Below are 22,831 nucleotides of genomic sequence, written 5' to 3' on the forward strand. Positions count from 1 at the left end.
AACCATGACCATCGCAGAAAACATTAACGCTGTACGGGAACGTATTCGCGCGGCTGAGCAGGCGGCAGACCGTGTGCCTGGCAGTGTGCAGTTGCTTCCGGTGAGTAAGTTCCACCCGGCGTCTGCAATCCGCGAAGTTGCCGCCTGTGGCATCACCCTCGTTGGTGAGAACCGGGAGCAAGAAGCGCGTGACAAGGCCGCCGAGCTAGGCGAGGTCTGCGGCATCGCCATGATCGGCCAGATCCAGACGAAGAAAGCCAACGCGGTTGCGCGCTGGGCCGCGGAGGTGCACTCGCTGGACTCGGTCAGGCTCGCCGACGGTTTGAACCGCGGCATGGCGCTTGCCCTTGAGCGTGGGGATCGCACGAGCGAGATTTTGCCCTGCATGATCCAGGTTTCTTTTGATGGCGACACTGCGCGTGGCGGGGTTGCCCTAGATGGGGTGGGGGAGTTGGCGGAGGTCGTCGAAAAGCATGAGCACCTGGAGCTCAAGGGGTTTATGGTTGTGCCGCCGCTTAACGTCGAGCCGGCCAAGGTGTTTGAGGAGCTTCGTTTGCTTGCCGACGCCTACGCGAACCAACTTGACCGCCCCCTCCAACTCTCTGCCGGGATGAGTGGGGATTTTGAGGAGGCAATTGCCTGTGGGTCGGACATCGTGCGTGTCGGAACCGCAGTGTTTGGCCCGCGACCCGTAGGCTAATTTCCATATCTTTCCACCACCCGCAAACATGCGAGGAGCAGCACTAATGTCCTTTATCGGCACCGCCAAAGAATTTTTCGGTTTCGGCCCGTACGACGACGCCGAGGACGCCTACTACGACGATCAGCAGTACCGCGAAACGCGTGAAGTGCGCGAGCATGCCGCACCGCAGCGTGCCCAGCACATTGAGCGCGCTCCGCGTGAGCCGATCGCCCGCTCGTTCGCCCCGGAGATTATCTCCACCGCCCCGCGTTCTTACAACGACGCGAAGGAGATTGGTGAGCCGTTCCGTGACGGCGATGCTGTGATCATGGACCTGACCGACTTGGAAGCAGCGGACGCCAAGCGTGTTGTGGATTTTGCCGCTGGTCTGTGCTTCGCACTGCGCGGCAGCATGCTGAACCTGGCTCGTAACACAGGTTCTCGCCGCCGCGTGTTCGCTATCGTCCCGGAAAACGCGCGCATCTCCACCGATGAGCTCAAGCGCGTCGCCCGTCTCTAGCGGGGGAATGCTTCGTGGCTTTTTTCGGCGCAATTCTTTATGCCCTCGTTGGGCTTTATATGCTTGCGGTGATCATCCGCATCATCATTGAGATGGTGCAGGCGTTCTCCAAGCGCTTTGACCCGCCCACCTGGTTTTCCCTGGCGGCGGAGCCGGTTTTTGTGATTACAGATCCGCCGGTCAAAGCGTTGCGCAAGCTGATTCCGCCGCTGCGTATGGGCGGTGGCGTGGGTCTTGATGTGAGCGTTTTAGTCTTGTTTTTTGCGCTTGCAATTGTGCAGTCCTTGATTCAGGGAGTGCTCATTCGACCCGCCTTGCATGTCTAACGCTCAACGTTGGGTTAAACTATCCGTGTTTAACTCTTTCCAACATCGAAGGGACCGCTCATGCCGCTGACACCAGCAGACGTGCACAACGTAGCCTTTAGCAAGCCACCGATTGGCAAGCGTGGCTACAACGAGGACGAGGTTGATCAGTTCCTTGACCTCGTCGAGGACACACTTGCCCAGCTGCAGGATGAGAATGATGACCTGCGTGCACGCGTGGAGGAGCTTTCTAGTGGCCAGAGTGCCCAGGCTGCTCCGGCTGCACAGGTTAGTGAAGTTGATGAGGCGGAGGTGCGTCGTCAAGTAGAGGCCAAGCTGCGCGATGAGTATGAGGAGCGCCTGAACAAGGCAACCAAGGCTCAGGAGAAGGCGCAGGCTGAGCTGGCCGCTGCTCGCGAGGAGGCTAAGAAGGCCCGCGAGGACGCTGAGAAGGCTGCGAAGAACGCGTCCGCTCCGGCTGCTGCGGTACAGGCCCGCCCGGCGGAGCAGAAGGCGTCGGCCGGTGTAGCAAACGCTGACACTCACGTGCAGGCAGCCAAGGTGCTTGGTCTGGCGCAGGAGATGGCAGAGCGCCTGACCTCTGACGCTCAGAACGAGGCACAGACCATGCTCCAGGAGGCGAAGACCGCTGCACAGCGCCAGCTGGCAGAGGCGGATGCTTCCTCCAAGAAGCAGGTGCAGGAGGCACAGGCAAAGGCCGAGCGCACTGCCCGTGACGCTGAGCAGCAGGCTACCCAGCTTGTCACCGAGGCTGAGAAGAAGGCCAAGGAGACCACCGCTGACGCCACCTTGCGTGCAGAGGCGCAGGTACGCCAGGCTGAGGAAAAGGCGAAGCAGCTGCAGGCTGACGCTGAGCGTAAGCACACCGAGATTATGAACACGGTGAAGCAGCAGCAGTCCGCTCTGGAGGCTCGTATTGCTGAGCTGCGCACCTTCGAGCGTGAGTACCGCACTCGTTTGAAGACGTTGCTGACCTCCCAGCTGGAAGATCTGGAGTCTCGCGGCAGCTTCGCACCGAACGGCGACAAGTAACTCAACGTGGGCTAGCATATAGCCCACATACGCATTGATCCGGCAATCACCGGGGAGCGTTCCGGAAGAACGGCCCGTTTAGGCTCAGTAGAACCGGACGTACACGGAAGACGTCACTTCCTCCACAACGAAGCGGGGCCCCAGGCAACTGGAGCTCAAGCAGGGTGGTACCGCGTGGCCTTTATGGCTGCGTCCCTGCGGCGAATGAAACGTAGTGGAGGAGAACAACTCATGACAGTTGGCGGCGTTTACCCCAAGGCCGACATGACGGCCGGCGGCACCAAGTTCCCTGATATGGAACGCGTGGTGCTGGATTATTGGAAGAAGGATGGCACCTTCCAGGCTTCGCTGAAGAACCGCGAGGGCTGCGAAGAATACGTGTTTAATGACGGCCCGCCGTTTGCCAACGGCCTGCCGCACTATGGCCACTTGCTTACCGGCTACGTCAAGGACATCGTGCCGCGTTACCGCACACAGGCTGGCTTCCACGTCCCGCGCGTGTTCGGCTGGGACTGCCACGGCTTGCCCGCGGAGCTTGAGGCAGAGAAGCAGCTTGGTATCACTGACAAGGCTCAGATCGAGGACATGGGTCTTGAAGCCTTCAACGAGTACTGCGCGAAATCTGTCATGCACTACGCGGGTGAGTGGGAGGACTACGTCACCCGCCAGGCGCGTTGGGTGGACTTTGAGAATGGCTACAAGACGATGGACCCGGAGTACATGGAGTCCGTCATGTGGGCCTTTAAAGAACTCTATGACAAGGGCTTGATCTACCAGGGCTTCCGCGTTTTGCCTTACTCCTGGGCGGAGCACACGCCGCTGTCTAACCAGGAGACTCGCCTGGATGACTCCTACCGTGAGCGCCAGGACCCGACGGTGACCGTGACCATGCCGTTTACGGGCGCGCGCGCAGGCTTTGCCGCGGAGAAGACTTGGGCGGAGCACCCGGAGCTGCACGACGCAGCCGCGATCGCCTGGACGACGACGCCGTGGACCCTACCATCCAACCTGGCTCTGGCCGTCCACCCTGACGTGGAGTACAGCCTGGTCGAAGTTGGTCAGGATGGGGTTGAGGGCTTTGCTGGCCGCAATCTGCTGCTCGCGTCTGGCCTAACCGGTGCGTACGCGAAGGAGCTGGGCGAGTTCACCACGGTTGCCACCTTCACCGGTGCGCAGCTGGAGGGCTTGGAGTATGAGCCGGTCTTTGACTACTTCCGTGACCAGGAAAATGCGTTCATGGTGCTCAACGCGGATTACGTCACCACTGAGGACGGCACCGGCGTAGTCCACCAGGCTCCGGCCTTTGGCGAGGACGATATGTTTACCTGTGAGGACTACGGTATCGGCCTGGTCATCCCGGTGGATGCGGATGGCAAGTTCACCTCGCTGGTTCCGGACTACCAGGGCCAGCTGGTCTTTGATGCGAACCGTGACATCATCCGTGACCTGCGTGCTAAGGGCCGTGTTGTGCGTGATCAGACGATCATGCACTCCTACCCACACTCCTGGCGCTCTGGCGAGCCGCTGATCTACATGGCGCTGCCGGCATGGTTTGTGAAGGTTACGGACATTCGCGAGCGCATGGTGGAGCTCAACCAGCAGATTGACTGGATCCCGTCGCACATGCGTGACGGCCAGTTTGGCAAGTGGCTGGAGGGTGCGCGCGATTGGAACATCTCGCGTACTCGTTACTGGGGTTCCCCGGTGCCGGCTTGGGTGTCGGATAATCCGGAATACCCGCGTGTAGACGTCTACGGTTCGCTGGAGGAGCTGGAGCGTGACTTTGGCACGCGTCCGAAGTCGCTGCACCGCCCGCACATTGATGAGTTGGTGCGTCCGAACCCGGATGATCCGACGGGCAAGTCCATGATGCGCCGCGTGCCGGACGTGCTGGACTGCTGGTTCGAGTCGGGCTCTATGCCGTTTGCGCAGTACCATTACCCGTTCGAGAACGTGGAAGAGCACGATGCTCGTCAGCCGGCGGACTTTATTGTGGAGTACTCGGGTCAGTCCCGTGGTTGGTTCTATGTGCAGCACGTGCTGTCCACGGCGCTGTTTGACCGCCCTGCGTTTAAGAAGGTCGTCGCCCACGGCATTGTGCTGGGCAATGATGGGCTGAAGATGTCGAAGTCGAAGGGTAACTACCCGGATGTCAACGAGGTCTTTGACCGTGATGGGTCTGACGCGATGCGTTGGTTCCTCATGTCCAGCCCGATTCTGCGCGGCGGAAACCTGATCGTCACCGAACAGGGCATTCGCGAAGGCGTGCGCCAGGCCATCTTGCCTATCTGGAACGCGTACACGTTCCTACAGCTGTACTCTTCGGAGGACGCGAAGTGGTCGGTGGATTCCACGGACGTGCTGGATCGCTACATCTTGGCTAAGACGCATGACATGGTTGCGGCCGTTGGTGCCGCTTTGGAGGACACCCGTATTGCGGATGCGTGCGATGAGCTGCGTCGTTTCGCAGACACGCTGACTAACTGGTACGTGCGTCGCTCGCGTGATCGTTTCTGGGCTGGCCAGGAGGAGCACCCTGAGGCGTTCAACACGTTGTACACGGTGCTTGAGGCTACGTGCCGTGCGGCTGCGCCGCTGTTGCCGTACATCAGTGAGGTCATCTGGCGTGGTCTGACGGGTGAGCGTTCGGTGCATTTGACGGATTACCCGAAGGCTGAGCAGTTCCCGGCGGATGCGGATCTGGTGGCTGCGATGGATGCGACGCGTGCGGTTTGCTCCGCGGCGTCGTCGGTACGCAAGGCCCGCAAGCTGCGCAACCGTCTGCCGCTGCCGAAGCTGACCGTGGCTATGGCGAATGCACAGGTGCTTGAGCCGTTTGCAGGTGTGATCCGCGATGAGGTCAATGTCAAGGAGCTGCTGCTTAGCCAGGACGTAGATGCTGCAGGCACCTTCGAAGTCGTTGTCAACGCTAAGGTCGCTGGTCCGACGCTGGGTAAGGACGTGCAGCGCGCGATCAAGAACGTCAAGGCTGGCAACTACGTGCGCGAGGGCGACAACGTTGTGGTTGACGGTGATATTGTGCTCACCCCGGAACTCTACACCGAGCGTCTGGTTGCGGAGGATCCCGATTCCACCACCCGCGTTGAGTCCACCGACGGCACCGTTGGCCTGGTCGTGCTTGATACCTCGGTCACCGAGGAGCTCGAGGCTGAGGGCTGGGCTGCGGACGTGATCCGTCGCCTGCAGGATGCGCGCAAGCACGCTGGCCTGGCGGTTTCTGATCGTATCGCAGTCGTGCTGTCCGTGCCGGAAGCTCGCCACGAGTGGGCGCAGCGTCACGCTGAGCACATCGCTGCCGAGACCCTGGCGACCAGTTTTGAGGTGACTACCGAGGCGTTGGAGTCGGGCGTTGAGGTGGTTGATGGGGTGCGTGCGAGCGTCGTGAAGCAATAGCTCACCTGTTCGATTGCTTGGGTTGGTGTGTGAGGTGTGTGTTATAGGGTCGTCGTATGACGATTACTTTAGAAAACACCCTCGCTACCAGCCTAAACACCGGTGAAGATGCGGCGTATGAGCATGCGTTGCGCATCTACCTCGCTAGCCACCATTCCACCACGTCGCGGGCGCGGCTGATATATGAAATCGCGCAATTTGACGCACTGGGCCGCGCCGTAGAGCTCGGTGCAGCCAGCACTGGCGCATGGCTTACGCGCAACCTGGGCATGAAAACGTCAACGGCGTATGAGTACGTGTCGGTTGGCCGGAAGCTCTTGCTTTTCGACGAATTGATGCTCGCCTTCCTCAACGGCGAAGTGGACTACACCGTAGTCAGATTGTTGTTGCGGTACATGACGTTAGAAAATGAGCTTGAGCTGCTCGAATTAGCACGAGGCGTGTGTTATTCCGAGCTGCTAAAGGCACTTGCCGGCGGGGAGCAGGACCGGGATGAGCCCGAAGCGCCGTTTTTCAAGACCTGGGTGCGCGAAGACGGCATGGTTGTCGGCGAGTTCCTGCTACCGCCGGTAGAAGGCCAGGAGCTGATGGCGGCCCTCAAGATTGCGCAGCTGGCGGCCGCTGGCGATGAAGGTGAGGACGCCGAGGAGGCGTGTCCCGCAGAGCAGGTTGAAGACGCTAAACCGGAGCGCCGCATAACCGCGGACAACATTCTGGGTGTGCCCTCGCGCTATGGGCCGCCGGTGAAGGCTGATTTGTATGCCGCACTGGTGAGCATGGTGCAGATGGTACGGAGCAACCCTCGGGCACCGGTGCGCGCGCCCGGCGCGCAGGTGACGATCATGCTGACCGAAGATGGCAAAGCGTGGATGCCCACGAACCCCCAGGCGCCGGCGAGCACGCTGCGTCATTACGTTGCGGATGCGGTAGCACGGGTGCATATGTTGGATTCGAAAGGGCTGACCATGTACTTCGGCAGGAAGCGTCGGCTAGCAAGCGACGGCCAGGTGGAAGCGTTGCTTGACGTGTGGGGCCACCAGTGTGCCATGCCGGGGTGTACGCATTCGCGGTTTATTGAGATTCACCACATTACGGATTGGTCCGATGGTGGCACGACTGACATTGGCAACTTGATCCCGCTGTGCTCGAGCTGCCATTCGCTGGTCAGCCACGGCATTGCGGAAGTGGGAAAGCATGGTCCGAATGTGGAGTTCAGTTTTAGGGATGGCTCAAAGTTTGTGTCGCGCAACCGCGGGTTGCCGGTACGGGCGGGAGGTGTAGTTGAGATGCGAACGGGTGCGAGCTTTGCCTGATTTTCCGCGGCGCGGAAAATAGCAGGCGGTACCGTAGGGGCTATGCCTCGCTGGGTGCTGCACATTGACATGGACGCGTTTTACGCCTCCGTCGAGCAGTTGACCCGACCCACGCTGAAAGGTCGGCCTGTGTTGGTGGGAGGCGTGAGTGGTCGGGGCGTGGTTGCGGGCGCGAGTTATGAGGCACGTAAGTACGGTGCGCGTTCCGCCATGCCTACGCACCGGGCGGCGCGGTTGGTGGGTAACCGGGTGGTGTTGGTCTCCCCGCGCAGGACGGTGTATCAAGCTGCGTCTAGGCGCGTGTTTGAGGTCATCGGTAGGCATGCGGAGGTAGTGGAGCAGCTGTCTATTGATGAGGCGTTTATGGAGCCCCAGCAGCTTATCGACGCCACACCGGACGACGTCCGCACCTGGGCCAATAACCTCCGCACGGAAATCAAACGCGAAACCGGCCTGCCGAGTTCAATCGGCGCTGGCTCTGGTAAGCAGTACGCCAAGATTGCCTCCGGGTTGGCGAAACCGGACGGGGTGTTCCTCATCCCGCACGCCGAGCAACTGGAGATCCTGCACCCGCTGCCAGTAGAGGAGTTATGGGGTGTGGGTCCGGTCACGGGCGCCAAGCTGCAAGCTGCGGGGATTGAGACGATCGGTGACTTGGCCGCGCTCAGCGAGAAGGAAGTGGCAATCGCCCTTGGCGGGGTGGTGGGCCAGCAGCTGTGGCAGCTGGCACGGGGGGTGGATGATCGCCCGGTGGCGCCGCGTGCGGAGTCGAAACAGATTTCCTCGGAGCACACATATCCGCAGGATTTGACCACCGTGCCGGAGATCGATGCAGCGTTACGACGGGCATCCGCCGAATCCCATCGCAGGTTGTTGAAAGATGGTCGTGGTGCTCGCACAGTAACCGTGAAACTGAAGATGGCGGACTTCCGGATTGAGTCGCGTTCCGCAACGCTGCCGTACGCCACCGATGATGCAGACACACTTTTGGCCACCGCGTTTAAGATCGTGCGCTACCCGGATGAGGTCGGCCCAATCAGATTGGTTGGGGTGTCCTACTCCGGGTTGGAAGACACGCTGCAGGACGTGCTGTTCCCGGAACTCGATCAGGTGATTGTGCAGCCGTCGCGAACGTCGAGTGATTACGAAAGTGGAGTCAGCGACCACGTTGACACACCGCACGTCGAGGTGGTCAGTGAAGCCGCGCCAAAGGCAGGGCAGTGGCATGCAACGCAAGACGTCTACCACGCTGACTACGGCCACGGCTGGGTGCAAGGCACCGGCAAGGGCTGGGTGACGGTGCGGTTTGAAACTCGCTCCACGGGCCCGGGACGGATGCGCAGTTTGCGTGTGGACGACCCGCTGCTTAGCCCGGCCGATCCGCTGGACTCACTGGACTGGGGTGACTGGCTGGCGAGAAACTAGAGCAAAAGGCGCGGGTCGGTGCCGCTGGCTAGGGCTGTAGCCAAGGCGATGCGGGCCTGGCCAGCGCTTAACGGGCCCGCAGGAAGGGCACCGATACTACCTAGCGTGGCACCACCGCCAGCGCCGCCGTAGGTAAACTCCACGCTGCCGTGGGGGACAGAAGTTGCGATGACCACGGGAATACCGCGCTCGCAGGCGCGGGCTATAGCTGCGCCCATCGGGGCGGAAACGTTGCCGGAACCCAAGGCTTCGATCACAATGCCGTTGACAGTGCCATTGACACCGCCGTTAGCCACGTGGTCTACAAGCGAAGCGTCCGCACCGGGCCACGCGCGCAGGATTGGCACCTTCAGGTCAGCTAGGGGAGCATGTTTCACAGGCGCTGGACGCGGTGCAGGCGTGTCGGTGGTCAGAGCGAAAGCGCGAAGCGATTGTGTGGAGCGCTTATACAGCCCGCGCGCGGGCAGCGTGTTGCCACCGAAGTGCACAAATACGCCGGGGCCAGGGGGATTTGCAGCCATGTCGATAGCACCGCGGAGGTTGGCGGGGCCGTCGGCGTTCGGATGGTCGTCAGGCAGCTGGGCGCCTGTGAGCACCACGGTCCTGTCGGCGGGCAAGACAAGGTCGATGGCAAGGGCGGTTTCTGCAAGAGAGTCGGTGCCGTGGGTGAGGACGATGGGGGTGGTTGACGTGGCGTCGGCAAGCAAAAGCTCTAAAAGCAGGTCTAAGTCAGCAAACGTGATGGCAGAAGAGTCAAGGCTGATTGCATCGTAGGGCGTTGCAGTGCGGCCGGAACGGGTGATTAACTCGGCGGCGGTCAGCGTAGGGACACGTGCGCCGTCGGCGTTGGTGGTGCACGCGATGGTGCCGCCAGTGGCGATGACGAGAACGGAGTTGCTCATGTGAATGATGGTGCCAGATTGAAAGTGAGTTACGCTAGGAACTATGCATGCACCGAAGATCGCCGCCACCATCGCGGCCGTAACACTGAGCCTCACGCTGGCCGCCTGCTCGGGCGACGCGGAGACGGACACGACCACAACCAGCACCGCAACGGAGGAATCAACCTCGCAGGAAGCCGCGCCGGCCGCACCGGCGGCGCAACTGCCCAGCGCCGATGAACTCAACGGCGTACTGCAGCGCGCAGCTGACCCGAACCTGCCAATTGAGGAGCGTATGCTCACCGTCCAGGGCGGCGAGAGCGTACCGGAGCTTTTCGGTGTGATGACGCAGTCCCAGCTTGAATCCGGTGCACAGTTCCAGGTCGTCGACCCGGTACTGGCGGACTTTGAGCCGAACCAGGTGCTCGCACCGGTCAACCTCACCGCGCCGGACACCGAGCCGACGCTGATTAATGACGTGATGTTTGTCCACGAAGACGGCCACTGGAAGCTGTCCCAGCAGTGGGCCTGCAACCTGATCTCCTCGACGCTGCCGCAGGACCAAGTGCCAGAAATGTGCGCCGCCGGTGCCCCCGTCGCACCGGCACCGGTGAACCCAAGCTAACCGTGGAGGGTCAGACCCCAGTACTCCATCGCGCTGGCGATTTCCATACCGCCAGCGAGGGTCTTGTTGAAGTCGCTCACATTTGAGGTCACACCTAGTGCGTAGGCGCCCTTGTCATCGAGGGCGAAAATAGCGCCGCCGGAATCACCACGGTCTACGATGTTGCGGAAGTAGAACTGACCGTCCCTTCCGATTTCCTCAAAGACGCCGCACGCGTATCCGGTGGTGGACCCGATGCGGCAGATCAACATACCCTGCTGCTGCGCGTACTGGGGAGTGATGTAGCCCATCAGCTGCTGGCCAGGGGGGAGGAGTTCCCAACCGATAAGCGCAGCGCAGACGGGTCTACAGAGAGGTAGTCAAACTCGTAGCCTGTGGTGTCCAAGAAATAGGTCAGCTCATCCTCGCAAGCCCACGCAATCTCGCTGTTCTTGAGGGCGGCAACGGTCTGCTCATCAGTGGGCTCCACCCACTGCGTGCTGGTTTCATAGACAACGTCTGTACCACCAGAGTTGCTGCAGCCGGTGAGCGCCAATGCTGAAACTGTAAGGATGCTGCCAAGTGCCTTAAGGGATTCACAGCGAACATTATGCCAGCTAGTCTCGGTCCTCGCGCCAAACCTCTTGCGTCCACATCGTGGCCAACGCCAACACCCGTGCACGGGAGTCACCCTGCTCGGTCCGGCGGCGCCACTGGCGGCGTACCCAACGGTCATGGCTGGTGATCACGACGGTGCCGGCGAAGTCCACCAACGCAGCTTCGAGCTCCTCGGCTAGGGCGAGGGAGAGGTGGTTCGTTGGCTCGTCGAGAAGCAACAAGTCCGGCGGGGAAGCCAAAATGATGCCGAGGGACACGCGGCGGCGCTGGCCAAGCGACAAATCCTCAAGCTTCTTCGCCGCCTGTTCCTCACTCATCAAGCCCATCTCCACCAAGTCAGGGGAGCCCGCAGGAGTGTGCGCAGCAAACATCTGTGCGGCGGTGATCTCTAGGTTCTCCCAGTCGTCGTCCTGCGCCAGACGCGCGACGGTGAGCTCCTCGGGGATGATCAGCTCGCCCTCGTAATGGCTCAAAGAGCCGTCCAAAATCTTCAAAAGTGTGGACTTGCCCGAGCCGTTCGGCCCCTCCACCAGCAACTGTTGACTGGGCTGCACCTTGATGGACAGCGGTGACAGGCGCTCAGGCACCCGCAGGTTAATGGCGTGAATAGCAGGCACGCCAATAGACGTCGCGGCATGCGGCGGAAGCCCACGAAACTGCAGTGCGGTCGGCGGCGCCGGAATCGCCTCGCGCTCAAGGGCCTCCAAACGCTGCTCCGCTGCACGACGCCGCCCGCTCACCGTCTTCGCAGCGCGATCTGCGTAGAACTTCGCCGCCTTGCGCGTCTCTGTCTTGTTCTCGTGACTGTGAAAAACGTCTTCGGCGGTCTGGTTGCTGGCTTTCTCTAGGCGCTCGCGCTCGTGCTCTTGTGCGGCGTAATCGGTCTCCCAGCGCGCGCGGCGTGCCTCACGGGCTTTCAAGTAATCACTAAACGCACCCGTAAAGCGCGCGCCCTGGCGAGTCTCCTCACCGTAGCCGCCCTCTGGGCCCAAACCAGGATCCAGATCCACAATGCCGTCACACGCCGTATCCAGGAAGTAGCGGTCATGTGAAGCCGCGAGGACCGGGCCCTTGAACGCCTCCAGCTCGCCGATGAGGAAGTCCACGGCCTCATCATCCAGGTGGTTCGTCGGCTCATCCAACACCATGGCGTCCACAGGACGAAGGAGCAGGGTTGCCAATGCAAAGCGACGGCGCTGGCCACCGCTCATCCCACCAAGCGGGGTAGAAAGCGGGACGTTTGCCAAACCCAGACCAGCTAGCACCGTGGCAATACGCGCATCCAATTCCCACAGGCCCGAGTTCTCGGCGCGCGCCAACGCACGGTCAAACTCCTCGGCCACCGTGGTGTTCTCCGGCTCGGCGGCCATACGCTCACTCAAGGTGGCAATGTCGGATTCGATGGCGCGGAGTTCGGCCACGGCGGCGTCGATAAGCATCTGTGCCGGCTCGGAAAACGGCAGGGACGTCTCCTGGGCAATGAAGCCCGTCACCGGAGGGGTGATCAACACACCGGCATCCGGCGTCAGCTCACCGGAGATCACCCCGAGCAGGGTGGACTTGCCCGCGCCGTTTTCACCAATCAGTCCCGTAACAGAGCCGGATGGCACAGCAAAGCTAATGTCCGTGAGTACCCGGTGGCCACCCGGGTAGGAAAAGGAAACGCCATCAAGGCCAATGTGTAAAGGGGCAACCATGGTCAAATCCTACTTTCCGTACGTCACAGCGTTGGTAACGTCTTGCACGATGCGGAACTGCGTGTCGTCACCGGCGTAGACCAAGCGCGTGGTGGCGGCAATCTGTCCGTTGGTGGGCAAAGGCTTGCTCAGATCCACCGTCAGCTCCCCGGTAGAGGTGGTGGAGGCGGACTCCACGTTTAGGGACGCCCCGTCCAAATCACCGGCAACCTCGTTATCAATGCGCAGCTCTTTTTGGGTGGGAGACTCTTCAATATCCACGTCCAGCTGGACTTCGCTGCCGTTGATTGCACGGACGGTGTACATGGTGGTGCGCACCATTGCGGCATCACCCGCCACGCGCGTGGTCACGGTCCACTGGCCACCAACACCCACGGGCTCGGAGGGGAAGACCACGGTGGAATTCATCACGCTTAGCAGTGCGCGCTCCACAACCTCGCGGCCAGCCTCAGGCGAATCTACTGGTGGCAGTATCTTCAACGACTGCACCGCACCGGAGTCTGCTGCGCGCCATCGCATGGTGAAGCCATCATTGCCGGCCACTTCCAAACCAAGGTCTGGATCCGTGTGGCCGCCGCCGCGGGTGATCAGCTCCACCTCGCGCGCAGCATCCTCCTCACCATCCTGCGGTGCACGCGCTGGCCCAGACGTCACCGTCAACGTGAGGTCCGTGTCCATAACGTCCCCGCCGGCGGGTGCGGTTGGGTTGAAACTGGCATCATCCTTCGGATCCGCAGTTTGAGCCACACCGCCGGAGACCACCACGTTGGCCTCCCACGGCTCCTCGGCGTCCTGGTAGGTGAGCACCTGCGGGTTGTCGCCCGGGCTGACCAAGTTCACCTGCGGGGCATCAACAGGGAAGGCCGGAACGCCCTCCAACAGGTCATTCGTGCCCCCGCAGGCGGTGAGAGCAAGAGCAAGGACAGCGGCGGCACAAGCGCGAAGACGGTTTTTCAGCACATTCTGAACCTACCCCACACCACCCACAGATCTTGCGGCTACAGTGATTCGGTGATGAAAGGACGTAACTTCCTCGGGCTAGTCGCGGTGATCATGGTCGTGGCCGCCGCCATAGATCAAGTGGTTAAACAGGTGATGCTGTCTTGGCTGGAGCCGGGACAAGCCGTCAACGTGATTGGGGATTGGTTCCGGTTCTACCTGCTGTTTAATCCAGGTGCCGCGTTCTCCATGGGGGAGAACATGACGTGGCTGTTTACCGCCATCCAGCTTGTCTTCGTGGTCGGTGCCCTGCTGTACGCGCCGAAGCTCACCAACAAGTGGGAAACCGTAGGCATCGGCCTGATTGCCGGTGGCGCGTTGGGCAACCTGTGTGACCGACTGTTTCGTGAGCCGGGATTCTGGTTCGGACACGTGGTGGACTACATCTCGGTGGGCAGTTTCGCCGTATTCAATATTGCAGATGCCTGCATCACCGTCGGCGTCGTGGTGTTTGTGGTGGCGATGTTTGTCACGGAGTTGCGTGCATCGCGCAAGGAGCGCACGCAATGAGCGGGGATTTTCGTTCGTTACCGGTGCCTGAGGGCCTCAGCGGTATGCGTGTAGACGCCGCACTGAGCAAGCTGTTTGGCGTCTCACGTACCGTGGCCGCGGAAATGGTGGAGGCGGGAGACGTGCTCATTGACTCGCGCGCGGTTGTTAAATCCCACCGAGTCGAGGCCGGTGTGATGCTTGAGGCGACCCTGCCGGAGCCGAAATCTACCCCGCTGCCGAAAGCGGAGCCCGTAGACGGGCTGACCATTCTGTATCAGGACGATGACGTGATTGCCGTGGATAAGCCGGTTGGCGTGGCCGCGCACCCCACGCTGGGCTGGGAGGGGCCGACTGTTGTCGGGGGGTTGCAGGCGATGGGCTTTACCCTTCCAGACGCCGGCCCGCCGGAGCGCAAAGGCATTGTTCAGCGCCTGGATGTGGGCACCTCGGGGGTAATGGTGGTGGCCAACAGTATCTCCGGGTATTCGGTGCTCAAGCATGCGTTTAAAGAGCGCACGGTGGACAAGACCTACCACGCGCTGGTGCAGGGGTTGCCGGATCCGATTGTGGGCACGATCGATGCGCCGATTGGCCGCCACCCGGCCTCTGGCTGGAAGTTCGCGGTGGTGGACGACGGTCGCCCGAGCGTGACCCACTACGAAGTTATCGAGGCTTTCCGCCACGCAAGCCTTTTGGAGGTCCATTTGGAAACTGGCCGCACGCACCAGATTCGCGTCCACATGTCCGCCGTTGGACACCCGTGCGCAGGCGATCCGATGTACGGTTGCGACCCGAATCTGGCCAAAACTCTGGGGCTGAAGCGCCAGTGGTTGCACGCCACGAAGCTTGGTTTCACGCACCCTCGCACTGGCGATTCCATGGTGGTTGAGTCCCCGTACCCGGATGATTTGCAGCATGCGCTGGATACCATTCGCGCTCTGTAGCGCGCTTCTCGCCGCCGGCATCTACGTTGTTGGCCTTGCCACCCCAGCTACACCACCCACGATCCAGGGCGACACCCTTGGCATCGAGCCGGGGGAAGGGTGGTCGGAGTATGAGGGGCGCGCGGGGGCGTCGATAAGCGAAGGCTCCGAACCTTCCTTTGGTCTGGTCACGTTTGTTCGCCCGCTGAGTCCGAGCGAGGCGGCGGCGGCAGTGGCCAGTCTGCAGCGCGTCAATGGGCTTTTGCTTGTCGACGCCCCGTTGACCCCCACCCCCGAACCCCCACCCGGCGAAACCCGAGCCGATGTCTTTGCGCGAGTGACAGACCAACGCATCGGGGCAGTAGTGGCGTATGACACTGCGGACGCCTTGAAAGACGTGGCACGTGGGGCTGATGTGGCTGCTGTGGAAATGTTGCCGCCCGATGCCGTGTGGGGCGCCTTCACCGTCCTTCCTTGGCATGGGGATCACCCCGCTCAAGGTGTATAGTCTCCCAGAGTTGAATGCAGCCTGTTTGTGAGGAGACACCTTGGCGAAGCGGCAACACTTTAAGCGCACTACCGCGGCAATCATCGTGGCTGGGAGCCTCTTTGCGGCCTCCTGTGGAGTCGGCGGTGGCGAAAACGGGGCAGGCTCAGACGGGCTTTCCCCAGGTGACTACACCATCGCCAGCGCAGAAGGCGTAACCGACAGCGTGGTAGTTAACGGCAAGATTGCGCCTGTGCGCGCTGTGTCGATCACTACGCCGCTGCAGTCCGAGGTGCGCACCATCGCCGTCGCTCCGGGCGACCGTGTGCAGGTGGAACAGTTCCTGGCCGCCATGGACACCGAGCAGCTGGAGCGCCAGCTGGCCGTCCAAGAGCGTCAGCAGGCGAACGCACAAGCCGAAGCGCAGGCGGGCGTTGAGCAGGCTCAGGCCCAGCTCAACGCACTGAACCAGAGTCTCAACAACGGTACGAACCCCACCATCCGCCAAGCCCAAGCGCAAGTGGATCAAGCGCAGGCCGCCTATGATGCAGCCGTAGCCGCCAACGGTGGCCCGCGGCTTGTGCGCATCTCTTCACGCATCGGCGACATGTTCGGCGCCTACCTCTACCCAGAGCAAGTGCCGCCACCATTCCAGTTGCCGGGCGTTGAGTCCGCTCCAGCACCAGCTCCGGCTCCGGCACCGGCACCGGCTCCGGTTGAACCAGGCGTACCCGCCGCGGGAGCAGCGGTCGGCGTCGAAGAAGCCTACGCCGCACTGCAGGACGCGAAGGCGAACCTGGCTGCGGCGCGTGCCCAGGTGGAGCAGGAACGCAGCCAGCTGCAGGCACAGGTCAACTCCGCCTCCCGACAGGCAGAGATGGCACAGCTGGAGGCTGGCGACGGCACCCTGGAATACCAGGTGAAGGAAGCCACCATCTACTCGCCGATTAACGGCGTTGTTACCAGCGTGGACGTTCAGGAAGGTGACATCCCGCAGGGACGCGTGCTCAGCCTTGCAGATGACTCCCGTCTGCTGATCCGCTCCGAGCTGCGTGAAGCGGATGTGCCGAACGTGTCCAAGGGCAACCGTGTGGTGTTCACCTCCACTGCCACAGGCAAGAAGGAATTCGAAGGCCGCGTCACCCGCGTTTCCCCGGCGGCAGCTACGCCGAGTGACCCGAAGAGCGCCATGCAGGGCGGAGGCGATGCCGCCGTGGTTTTCCCTGTGGAAATCGAGGTCACCGGAGACACCGAGGGGCTGCTGCTCGGCGGCACCGTGCGCGCTGAGATCATCACAGCCGAATCCGACAACGCGCTGAACGTCCCGGCAGACGCCGTGTTTGAAGAAGACGGCAAGAAGCAAGTCCTCGTCCTGGCTACCGACTCGGACAACGTCCGCTCCGGCAAGGTAGAAGTCCGCACCGTTGAAACCGGCGCTTCCAACGACATTGACGTTGCCATCACCGGCGGTGAGCTCAAAGCTGGCGACATCGTGATCAACTGGCCGGAAGACTACAAGGACCGTCTCGGCGAGACCGTAGAGATCACCGACGAGGGTTTTGATCCTGCCGACGTTGCGGCGGCCCGTGGCGGCAGCGATAAGGCTGAAAAAGCCGATAAAGCCGACGCAGCAGCGAACTAAGGGAGGCGCCCATGGACGCAGAGGAAAAAGATCCGTTCTTCTTCGGGGAAGAAGCCGAAGAGACTGAAAAAGTTGAACAGGCTGAACAGGCTGAACAGGTTGACGCTGGCGTCGACAAGCCTCAAGCTCTTGCGGACACTGGACTGCTCATTGACATGCGCAGTGTGGTCAAAACCTACAACGTGGGTGAGCCGAGCGAGCTGACCGTGCTGCACGGGGTGGATTTTCATGCCAAGCAGCGAGAGTTCGTCTCCATTGTCGGCCCCTCCGGTGGTGGTAAATCGACGCTGATGAACATCATCGGCATGCTTGATCGGCCAACCAGCGGCGCGTACGCGTTTAACGGGGAGCCGGTGTATGCGAAAAGCGACAAGGAACTTGCCAGCTACCGCAGCAAAAACATTGGCTTTATCTTCCAAAACTTCAATTTGATCGGCCGCATCGACGCGTTGCAAAACGTGGCCATGCCGATGATGTACGCAGGCGTAGACCGCAAAACACGTGAAGCACGTGCGGAAGAGCTGCTGGCCATGATGGGCATGGGGGATCGCATCCACCACAACCCGAATGAGCTTTCCGGTGGTCAGAAGCAACGTGTGGCTATTGCGCGTGCGCTGGCCAATGACCCAGACCTGCTGCTTGCCGACGAACCGACGGGCGCCCTTGACTCCAAAACCGGCCGGCTGGTGATGGATCTGTTCCACAAGCTGAACCAGGAGATGGGCAAAGCGATTGTGTTCATTACCCACAACCCGGAGCTTGCGGAAGAAACGCAGCGCATTGTGGAGATTATGGACGGCCGCATTTCCGGCGAACGCACCCCAGCGGGAGTGCAGGAAAGCGCGGGATAAGCAATGGATGTGAGAGAGTCCATCAGGCTTGCGGCATCGAGTCTGAACACCAATAAGCTGCGTTCGCTGCTCACACTTTTGGGCATCATCATCGGCATCATGGCCGTGATCATCATCATGACGCTCGGCCGCGCTCTGGAGAACGAGGTGCTACGCGGCCTGGAAGGCGTGGGAACCACCACGCACCCAGTGCTCGTGCACGAGCGTCCAGATGAGGAAGCGGCGGACGATGATCCGTTTGCCGCGCTGTCCTACATGCCGCCGACCGAAGAGCGCGACGGTGTGACCTTGGATCAGCTCGCGGAGCTTCAGGCGAGCTTTGGTGACCGGGTGCGTGCCGTGGACATTGACGTCGGCGGCGAGGGCGAAGTGGCCAACGGTGATGCCACAGCTAGCTCCAGCGTGACCGCAGTGCTCCCGGATTCCTTGGACATGCAAGGGCAAACGGTGCAGTACGGACGCGGAATCACCAGTGCGGATTTGGATAGCCAGCGCCCTGTTGCGGTGGTGTCGTCCGAGTTCGTTGAAGCCCTGTTCAACGGAGACCCGAAAGAAGCGCTGGGCAAGCGTTTCGACGTCACGTTGGACTCCACCACCGCAGTATTCACAGTGGTGGGTGTCCTTGAGCCCTTTAACTCCGGCGGCATGATGACAGGTACGCAGTCCTATGCGAAGATCTTCGTGCCGGCTACCTCTATGGACCGCGTTGGTGTGGAGGCAAGCTGGGTGTCGTCGTTTAGCGTGCAGTCTTCCCCGGATGAGGAAAGCGCCGTGTTCCAAGCTGACCTGCAGCAGTACTTGGACCGCATGTACGCCAAGAACGAGGATTATGAGGCGGAAGTGGTGGACTTGTCGTCCTCACTGGAGGAGCTCACTGGTATTTTCCGCATCATGTCCACGGTGCTGTCCGCCATTGGTGGCATCTCGCTTTTGGTCGGTGGCATCGGCGTGATGAATATTATGTTGATCACGGTCACCGAGCGCACCCGCGAGATCGGTGTGCGCAAGGCACTGGGTGCTACCCAAAATGACATCCGCGTCCAGTTCATTGTGGAAGCGATGATGGTCTGTCTCATTGGCGGCATCATCGGCGTGCTCTTCGGCGGTGCTATCGGCATGATCGCCACAGCGGCGTTTGATGCATTTACGTGGCCGCCAGTCAGTGCGGTGGTGTTCGCGCTGTTGTTCTCTTTAGGAACGGGTGTGTTCTTCGGCGCGTATCCAGCGGCAAAGGCAGCAAAGATGCAGCCTATCGACGCGTTGCGCTACGAATAACACCTGTGTCATGGCGCGGATATGATGGTCCGCATGGCCAAGCAATCTTCCTTCGTTCACCTGCATAACCACACAGAGTTTTCCATGCTTGACGGCATGGCAAAGGTGGATCTGTTGGCGGAGGAAGTCGCCCGCCAGGGGATGCCTGCGGTGGGCATGACAGACCACGGAAACATGTTCGGGTCTAATGCGTTCTACCGTCGCATGGTAGACGCTGGCGTTAAGCCGATTATTGGCATTGAGGCCTACATGGCGCCGGAGTCGCGCTTTAACAAGAAGCGTGTGCTGTGGGGCACGCCCGACCAGAAATCTGATGACGTTTCTGCCTCTGGCGCGTACCTGCACCAGACGATGCTGGCGGAGAACGCGACTGGCCTGCGTAACCTGTTTAAGTTGTCTTCGCTGGCGTCCTATGAGGGTCAGCTTGGTAAGTGGCCGCGTATGGACGCGGAGCTGATCGCCGAACACGCTGACGGCATTATCGCCACGACAGGCTGCCCGTCTGGTGATGTGCAGACCCGTCTGCGCCTGGGCCAGTATGACGCGGCGCTGGAGGCGGCGGCGATGTGGCAGGACATCTACGGCCGGGACAACTACTTCCTGGAGCTGATGGACCACGGCCTGCACATTGAGCGGCGTGTGCGAGAAGACCTGCTGCGCATTGGCCAAGCGTTGGACCTGCCGCCGCTGGTGACCAATGACTGCCACTACGTGCTGGAGTCGCAGGCGCCGGCGCACGAGGCGATGCTGTGTGTGCAAACCGGGAAGACGTTGATGGACCCGGACCGTTTTAAGTTTGATGGCACCGGCTACTACATCAAGTCCGCTGAACAGATGCGTGAGCTGTGGGACACCGATGTGCCGGACGGCTGTGACAACACGCTGTGGATTGCAGAGCGCGTGGGGGATTACTCGGAGCTGTGGGAGGAGCACCCGCATGACCGCATGCCGATTGCGGACGTGCCGGAGGGCCACACGCCGACATCTTGGCTGATGGAAGAAGTCATGCGTGGCTTGCAGGCACGCTTCCCAGATCAGGAGGTGCCGCAGAGCTACATCGAGCGTGCGCGCTACGAAGTGGACGTTATTGACATGAAGGGCTACCCGTCCTACTTCCTCATCGTCGCCGAGATTATTAAGCACGCTCGTGAGATTGGTATTCGCGTCGGTCCTGGCCGTGGTTCGGCTGCGGGTGCGCTGGTGGCGTACGCGCTGACTATCACCAACATTGACCCGATGGAGCACGGCCTGCTCTTTGAGCGATTCTTGAACCCGGAGCGTCCGTCCGCACCGGATATTGATATTGACTTTGATGATCGCCGCCGTGGAGAGATGATCACCTACGCCGCTGAACGTTGGGGCGAAGACAAGATTGCCCAGGTGATCACCTTTGGCACGGTGAAGACCAAGCAGGCCATTAAAGACGCAGCGAAGGTGAACTTCGGCCAGCCCGGCTTCCAGATGGCGGACCGTATTAACGCGGCGCTGCCGCCGGCGATCATGGCGAAAGACATTCCGCTGGCCGGTATCACAGACCCGGACCACCCGCGTTTTGCGGAGGCTGCCGAGGTGCGATCCCTCATTGAGACCGACCCGGATGTGGCCAAGATCTACGAAACGGCCCGTGGCCTTGAAGGTGTGGTCCGTCAGGCTGGTGTGCACGCCTGTGCTGTGATTATGGCGTCCGTGCCGCTGATGGAGCACATTCCGATGTGGAAGCGTCCGGCGGACGGTGCGTTGATCACCGGCTGGGACTACCCGGCGTGTGAGGCCATCGGCCTGCTGAAGATGGACTTTTTGGGTCTGCGAAACTTGACGGTGCTGGGGGATGCGCTGGAAAACGTCGAAAAGAACCGGGGCGAAACCATCGACCTAGAAGGCTTGGATACTGACGACGCAGCCGTGTACGAGCTACTCGGCCGCGGCGACACACTGGGTGTGTTCCAGCTGGACTCTGGTGGCATGCAGGAGCTGCTCAAGCGCATGAAGCCGACGGGCTTTAACGATATTGTGGCGTCTTTGGCGCTGTACCGCCCGGGCCCGATGGGTGTGAACGCGCACTGGGATTACGCGGACCGCAAGAATGGGCGCAAGCCGATCACCCCAATTCATCCGGAGCTGGAAGAGCCGCTGCGGGAGATTTTGGATGAGACCTACGGCCTGATCGTGTACCAAGAGCAGATCATGAACATCTCTCAGAAAGTGGCCAACTACACCGCCGGCCAAGCAGACGGCTTCCGTAAAGCCATGGGTAAGAAGAAGCCGGAGGTGCTGGCCAAGGAGTACGAGACGTTCTCCCAGGGCATGTTTGAGAACGGTTACTCCAAGGCGGCGGTGGACGCGCTGTGGGGCACGATCGAACCGTTTGCGTCCTACGCGTTTAACAAGTCGCACGCTGCGGGGTATGCGCTGGTGTCGTACTGGACGGCCTATATGAAGGCGAACTACACCGCCGAGTACATGGCGGCACTGTTGACCTCTGTGGGTGACAAGAAGGACAAGTCAGCCATCTATCTATCCGATTGCCGCCACATGGGGATCTCTGTGCTGCAGCCGGATATCAATGAGTCCGAAGAAAACTTCATGGCCGTGGGTAAAGACGTCCGCTACGGCCTTGCCGCCATCCGCAACGTTGGTGTGGAAGTGGTGGAGTCCATTAAGGAAACCCGCCACGCCAAGGGGGCATTTACAAGCTTCTCGGACTACCTGGACAAGATTGATCTGCTGCCGTGTAACAAGCGCATCACAGAATCTTTGATCAAGGCAGGTGCGTTTGACTCACTTGGGCACCCGCGCAAGGGCTTGATGCTGATCCAGGAAGACGCCGTGGATTCCGTGCTTGCCACGAAGAAGGCTGCGGATAAGGGCCAGTTTGACCTGTTTGCCTCCTTTGGCGGCGACGATGAGGCCACGGCCAATGCCTTTGCCATTGAAGTTCCGGATGATGAGTGGGAGAAGAAACACGCCCTAGCGCTGGAGCGTGAAATGTTGGGCCTGTACGTCTCTGGCCACCCGCTGGATGGCTTTGAAGAAGCCATTGACGCGCAGACCGATACGCAGCTGACGACCATCTTGGCGGGCGAACTGCGCCACGGCGCTGAGGTGACCATCGGCGGACTGATCTCCTCGGTGGACCGCAGGTTTTCCAAGAAGGACGGCTCCCCGTGGGCCATTGTCACGATTGAAGACCACCACGGTGCCCAGGTTGAGGTGCTGCTGTTCAACAAGGTCTACGCACTTGTGGCGCCGCAGATCGTTGAAGACAACATCATTTTGGTCAAGGCACACGTCTCCATCCGCGATGAGCGCATGAGCCTGTTCGGTGATGACGTCAAGGTGCCGGAACTCGGCCCCGGCGGCGGCGCCGGTTTGCCGCTGCGCCTGACCATGCGCACCGACCAGTGCACAGTGGACAACATCAGCAAGCTCAAGTCGGTGTTGCTCAACAACCCGGGTGACACGGACGTGTACCTCAACCTTGTCAACGGCGAGCACTCGCAGCTCCTCGTACTGGGAGATCACCTGCGGGTTGATCGCTCTGCGTCGCTCATGGGTGACCTGAAGGCGTCGATGGGGCCGGGCATTTTAGGGTAATGATTTTCCGCGGCGCGGAAACATCTGCTGAAGTGGATAAAGAAGCTGGCTGGCGT

At 61.0% G+C, this 22,831-nt stretch carries 20 protein-coding genes; 15 read left to right on the forward strand and 5 right to left on the reverse strand.

Annotated features, from left to right (window positions below):
* Positions 1–4: 4 nt before the first annotated feature.
* The 7 genes from HMPREF3101_RS05690 (at position 5) to HMPREF3101_RS05720 (ending at position 8,712) form a co-directional block, all read left to right on the forward strand.
* The gene (locus tag HMPREF3101_RS05690; RefSeq protein WP_070463562.1) at positions 5–700 is read left to right on the forward strand and encodes a YggS family pyridoxal phosphate-dependent enzyme; all 696 of its coding nucleotides are present in this window, start codon (positions 5–7) and stop codon (positions 698–700) included.
* A 46-nt stretch (positions 701–746) separates the two neighbouring features.
* Positions 747–1,202, forward strand: coding sequence for a cell division protein SepF (locus HMPREF3101_RS05695; RefSeq protein WP_070463564.1), 456 nt, complete (start codon positions 747–749; stop codon positions 1,200–1,202).
* Between the two features lie 14 nt (positions 1,203–1,216).
* Positions 1,217–1,528, forward strand: a complete 312-nt coding sequence (locus tag HMPREF3101_RS05700) for a YggT family protein (RefSeq protein WP_246816659.1) — start codon at positions 1,217–1,219, stop codon at positions 1,526–1,528.
* A gap of 60 nt (positions 1,529–1,588) precedes the next feature.
* On the forward strand, positions 1,589–2,560 hold the full coding sequence (locus HMPREF3101_RS05705; RefSeq protein ID WP_070463566.1) for a DivIVA domain-containing protein: 972 nt from the start codon (positions 1,589–1,591) through the stop codon (positions 2,558–2,560).
* Between the two features lie 231 nt (positions 2,561–2,791).
* Complete coding sequence (ileS, locus tag HMPREF3101_RS05710; protein WP_070463570.1) at positions 2,792–5,974, forward strand: isoleucine--tRNA ligase; 3,183 nt, start codon at positions 2,792–2,794, stop codon at positions 5,972–5,974.
* 56 nt (positions 5,975–6,030) lie between these two features.
* On the forward strand, positions 6,031–7,287 hold the full coding sequence (locus HMPREF3101_RS05715; RefSeq protein ID WP_070463571.1) for an HNH endonuclease signature motif containing protein: 1,257 nt from the start codon (positions 6,031–6,033) through the stop codon (positions 7,285–7,287).
* Positions 7,288–7,329: 42 nt separating this feature from the next.
* Positions 7,330–8,712: a DNA polymerase IV gene (locus HMPREF3101_RS05720; protein WP_070463573.1), complete on the forward strand. Its 1,383-nt coding sequence runs from the start codon at positions 7,330–7,332 to the stop codon at positions 8,710–8,712.
* On the opposite strand, the gene HMPREF3101_RS05725 is transcribed toward HMPREF3101_RS05720, so the two are convergent.
* Positions 8,709–9,614, reverse strand: coding sequence for an asparaginase domain-containing protein (locus HMPREF3101_RS05725; RefSeq protein ID WP_070463575.1), 906 nt, complete (start codon positions 9,612–9,614; stop codon positions 8,709–8,711). The two genes, HMPREF3101_RS05720 and HMPREF3101_RS05725, sit on opposite strands and share 4 nt — an antisense overlap.
* A gap of 43 nt (positions 9,615–9,657) precedes the next feature.
* On the opposite strand from HMPREF3101_RS05725, the gene HMPREF3101_RS05730 reads away from it, so the two are divergent.
* The gene (locus HMPREF3101_RS05730; RefSeq protein ID WP_070463578.1) at positions 9,658–10,218 is read left to right on the forward strand and encodes a WKL family lipoprotein; all 561 of its coding nucleotides are present in this window, start codon (positions 9,658–9,660) and stop codon (positions 10,216–10,218) included.
* On the opposite strand, the gene HMPREF3101_RS05735 is transcribed toward HMPREF3101_RS05730, so the two are convergent.
* From HMPREF3101_RS05735 to HMPREF3101_RS05750, 4 genes are all read right to left on the reverse strand, one after another.
* Positions 10,215–10,508 (reverse strand): chymotrypsin family serine protease, encoded by a 294-nt coding sequence (locus tag HMPREF3101_RS05735; RefSeq protein ID WP_070463580.1) that lies wholly within the window; start codon positions 10,506–10,508, stop codon positions 10,215–10,217. The genes HMPREF3101_RS05730 and HMPREF3101_RS05735 overlap by 4 nt on opposite strands.
* Positions 10,508–10,753 carry a hypothetical protein gene (locus tag HMPREF3101_RS05740; protein ID WP_070463582.1) on the reverse strand — a complete coding sequence of 82 codons (246 nt, stop codon included), beginning with the start codon at positions 10,751–10,753 and terminating at the stop codon, positions 10,508–10,510. The genes HMPREF3101_RS05735 and HMPREF3101_RS05740 overlap by 1 nt, the downstream gene beginning before the upstream one ends.
* 61 nt (positions 10,754–10,814) lie before the next feature.
* On the reverse strand, positions 10,815–12,512 hold the full coding sequence (locus HMPREF3101_RS05745; protein ID WP_070463584.1) for an ABC-F family ATP-binding cassette domain-containing protein: 1,698 nt from the start codon (positions 12,510–12,512) through the stop codon (positions 10,815–10,817).
* A gap of 9 nt (positions 12,513–12,521) precedes the next feature.
* Positions 12,522–13,472 carry a DUF6263 family protein gene (locus HMPREF3101_RS05750; protein ID WP_083280107.1) on the reverse strand — a complete coding sequence of 317 codons (951 nt, stop codon included), beginning with the start codon at positions 13,470–13,472 and terminating at the stop codon, positions 12,522–12,524.
* Between the two features lie 54 nt (positions 13,473–13,526).
* Between HMPREF3101_RS05750 and lspA the strand changes: the two genes are divergently transcribed.
* From lspA to dnaE, 7 genes are all read left to right on the forward strand, one after another.
* Positions 13,527–14,021 carry a signal peptidase II gene (lspA, locus tag HMPREF3101_RS05755; RefSeq protein WP_070463587.1) on the forward strand — a complete coding sequence of 165 codons (495 nt, stop codon included), beginning with the start codon at positions 13,527–13,529 and terminating at the stop codon, positions 14,019–14,021.
* Complete coding sequence (locus HMPREF3101_RS05760; protein WP_070463589.1) at positions 14,018–14,947, forward strand: RluA family pseudouridine synthase; 930 nt, start codon at positions 14,018–14,020, stop codon at positions 14,945–14,947. The genes lspA and HMPREF3101_RS05760 overlap by 4 nt, the downstream gene beginning before the upstream one ends.
* The gene (locus HMPREF3101_RS05765) at positions 14,919–15,434 is read left to right on the forward strand and encodes a hypothetical protein (protein ID WP_083280108.1); all 516 of its coding nucleotides are present in this window, start codon (positions 14,919–14,921) and stop codon (positions 15,432–15,434) included. Before HMPREF3101_RS05760 ends, HMPREF3101_RS05765 begins: the two co-directional genes overlap by 29 nt.
* A 40-nt stretch (positions 15,435–15,474) precedes the next feature.
* Positions 15,475–17,055, forward strand: a complete 1,581-nt coding sequence (locus tag HMPREF3101_RS05770; protein WP_070463593.1) for an efflux RND transporter periplasmic adaptor subunit — start codon at positions 15,475–15,477, stop codon at positions 17,053–17,055.
* A gap of 155 nt (positions 17,056–17,210) precedes the next feature.
* A complete protein-coding gene (locus HMPREF3101_RS05775) occupies positions 17,211–17,906 on the forward strand; it encodes an ABC transporter ATP-binding protein (RefSeq protein ID WP_070463664.1) in 696 nt (231 codons plus the stop codon).
* Positions 17,907–17,909: 3 nt separating this feature from the next.
* A complete protein-coding gene (locus HMPREF3101_RS05780) occupies positions 17,910–19,181 on the forward strand; it encodes an ABC transporter permease (protein ID WP_070463595.1) in 1,272 nt (423 codons plus the stop codon).
* 33 nt (positions 19,182–19,214) lie between these two features.
* Positions 19,215–22,775, forward strand: a complete 3,561-nt coding sequence (dnaE, locus tag HMPREF3101_RS05785; protein ID WP_070463665.1) for a DNA polymerase III subunit alpha — start codon at positions 19,215–19,217, stop codon at positions 22,773–22,775.
* The last annotated feature ends 56 nt before the right edge of the window (positions 22,776–22,831 follow it).

Origin of the sequence: Corynebacterium sp. HMSC29G08 (genome assembly GCF_001806875.1) — a bacterium.
Classification (GTDB): Bacteria; Actinomycetota; Actinomycetes; order Mycobacteriales; family Mycobacteriaceae; genus Corynebacterium.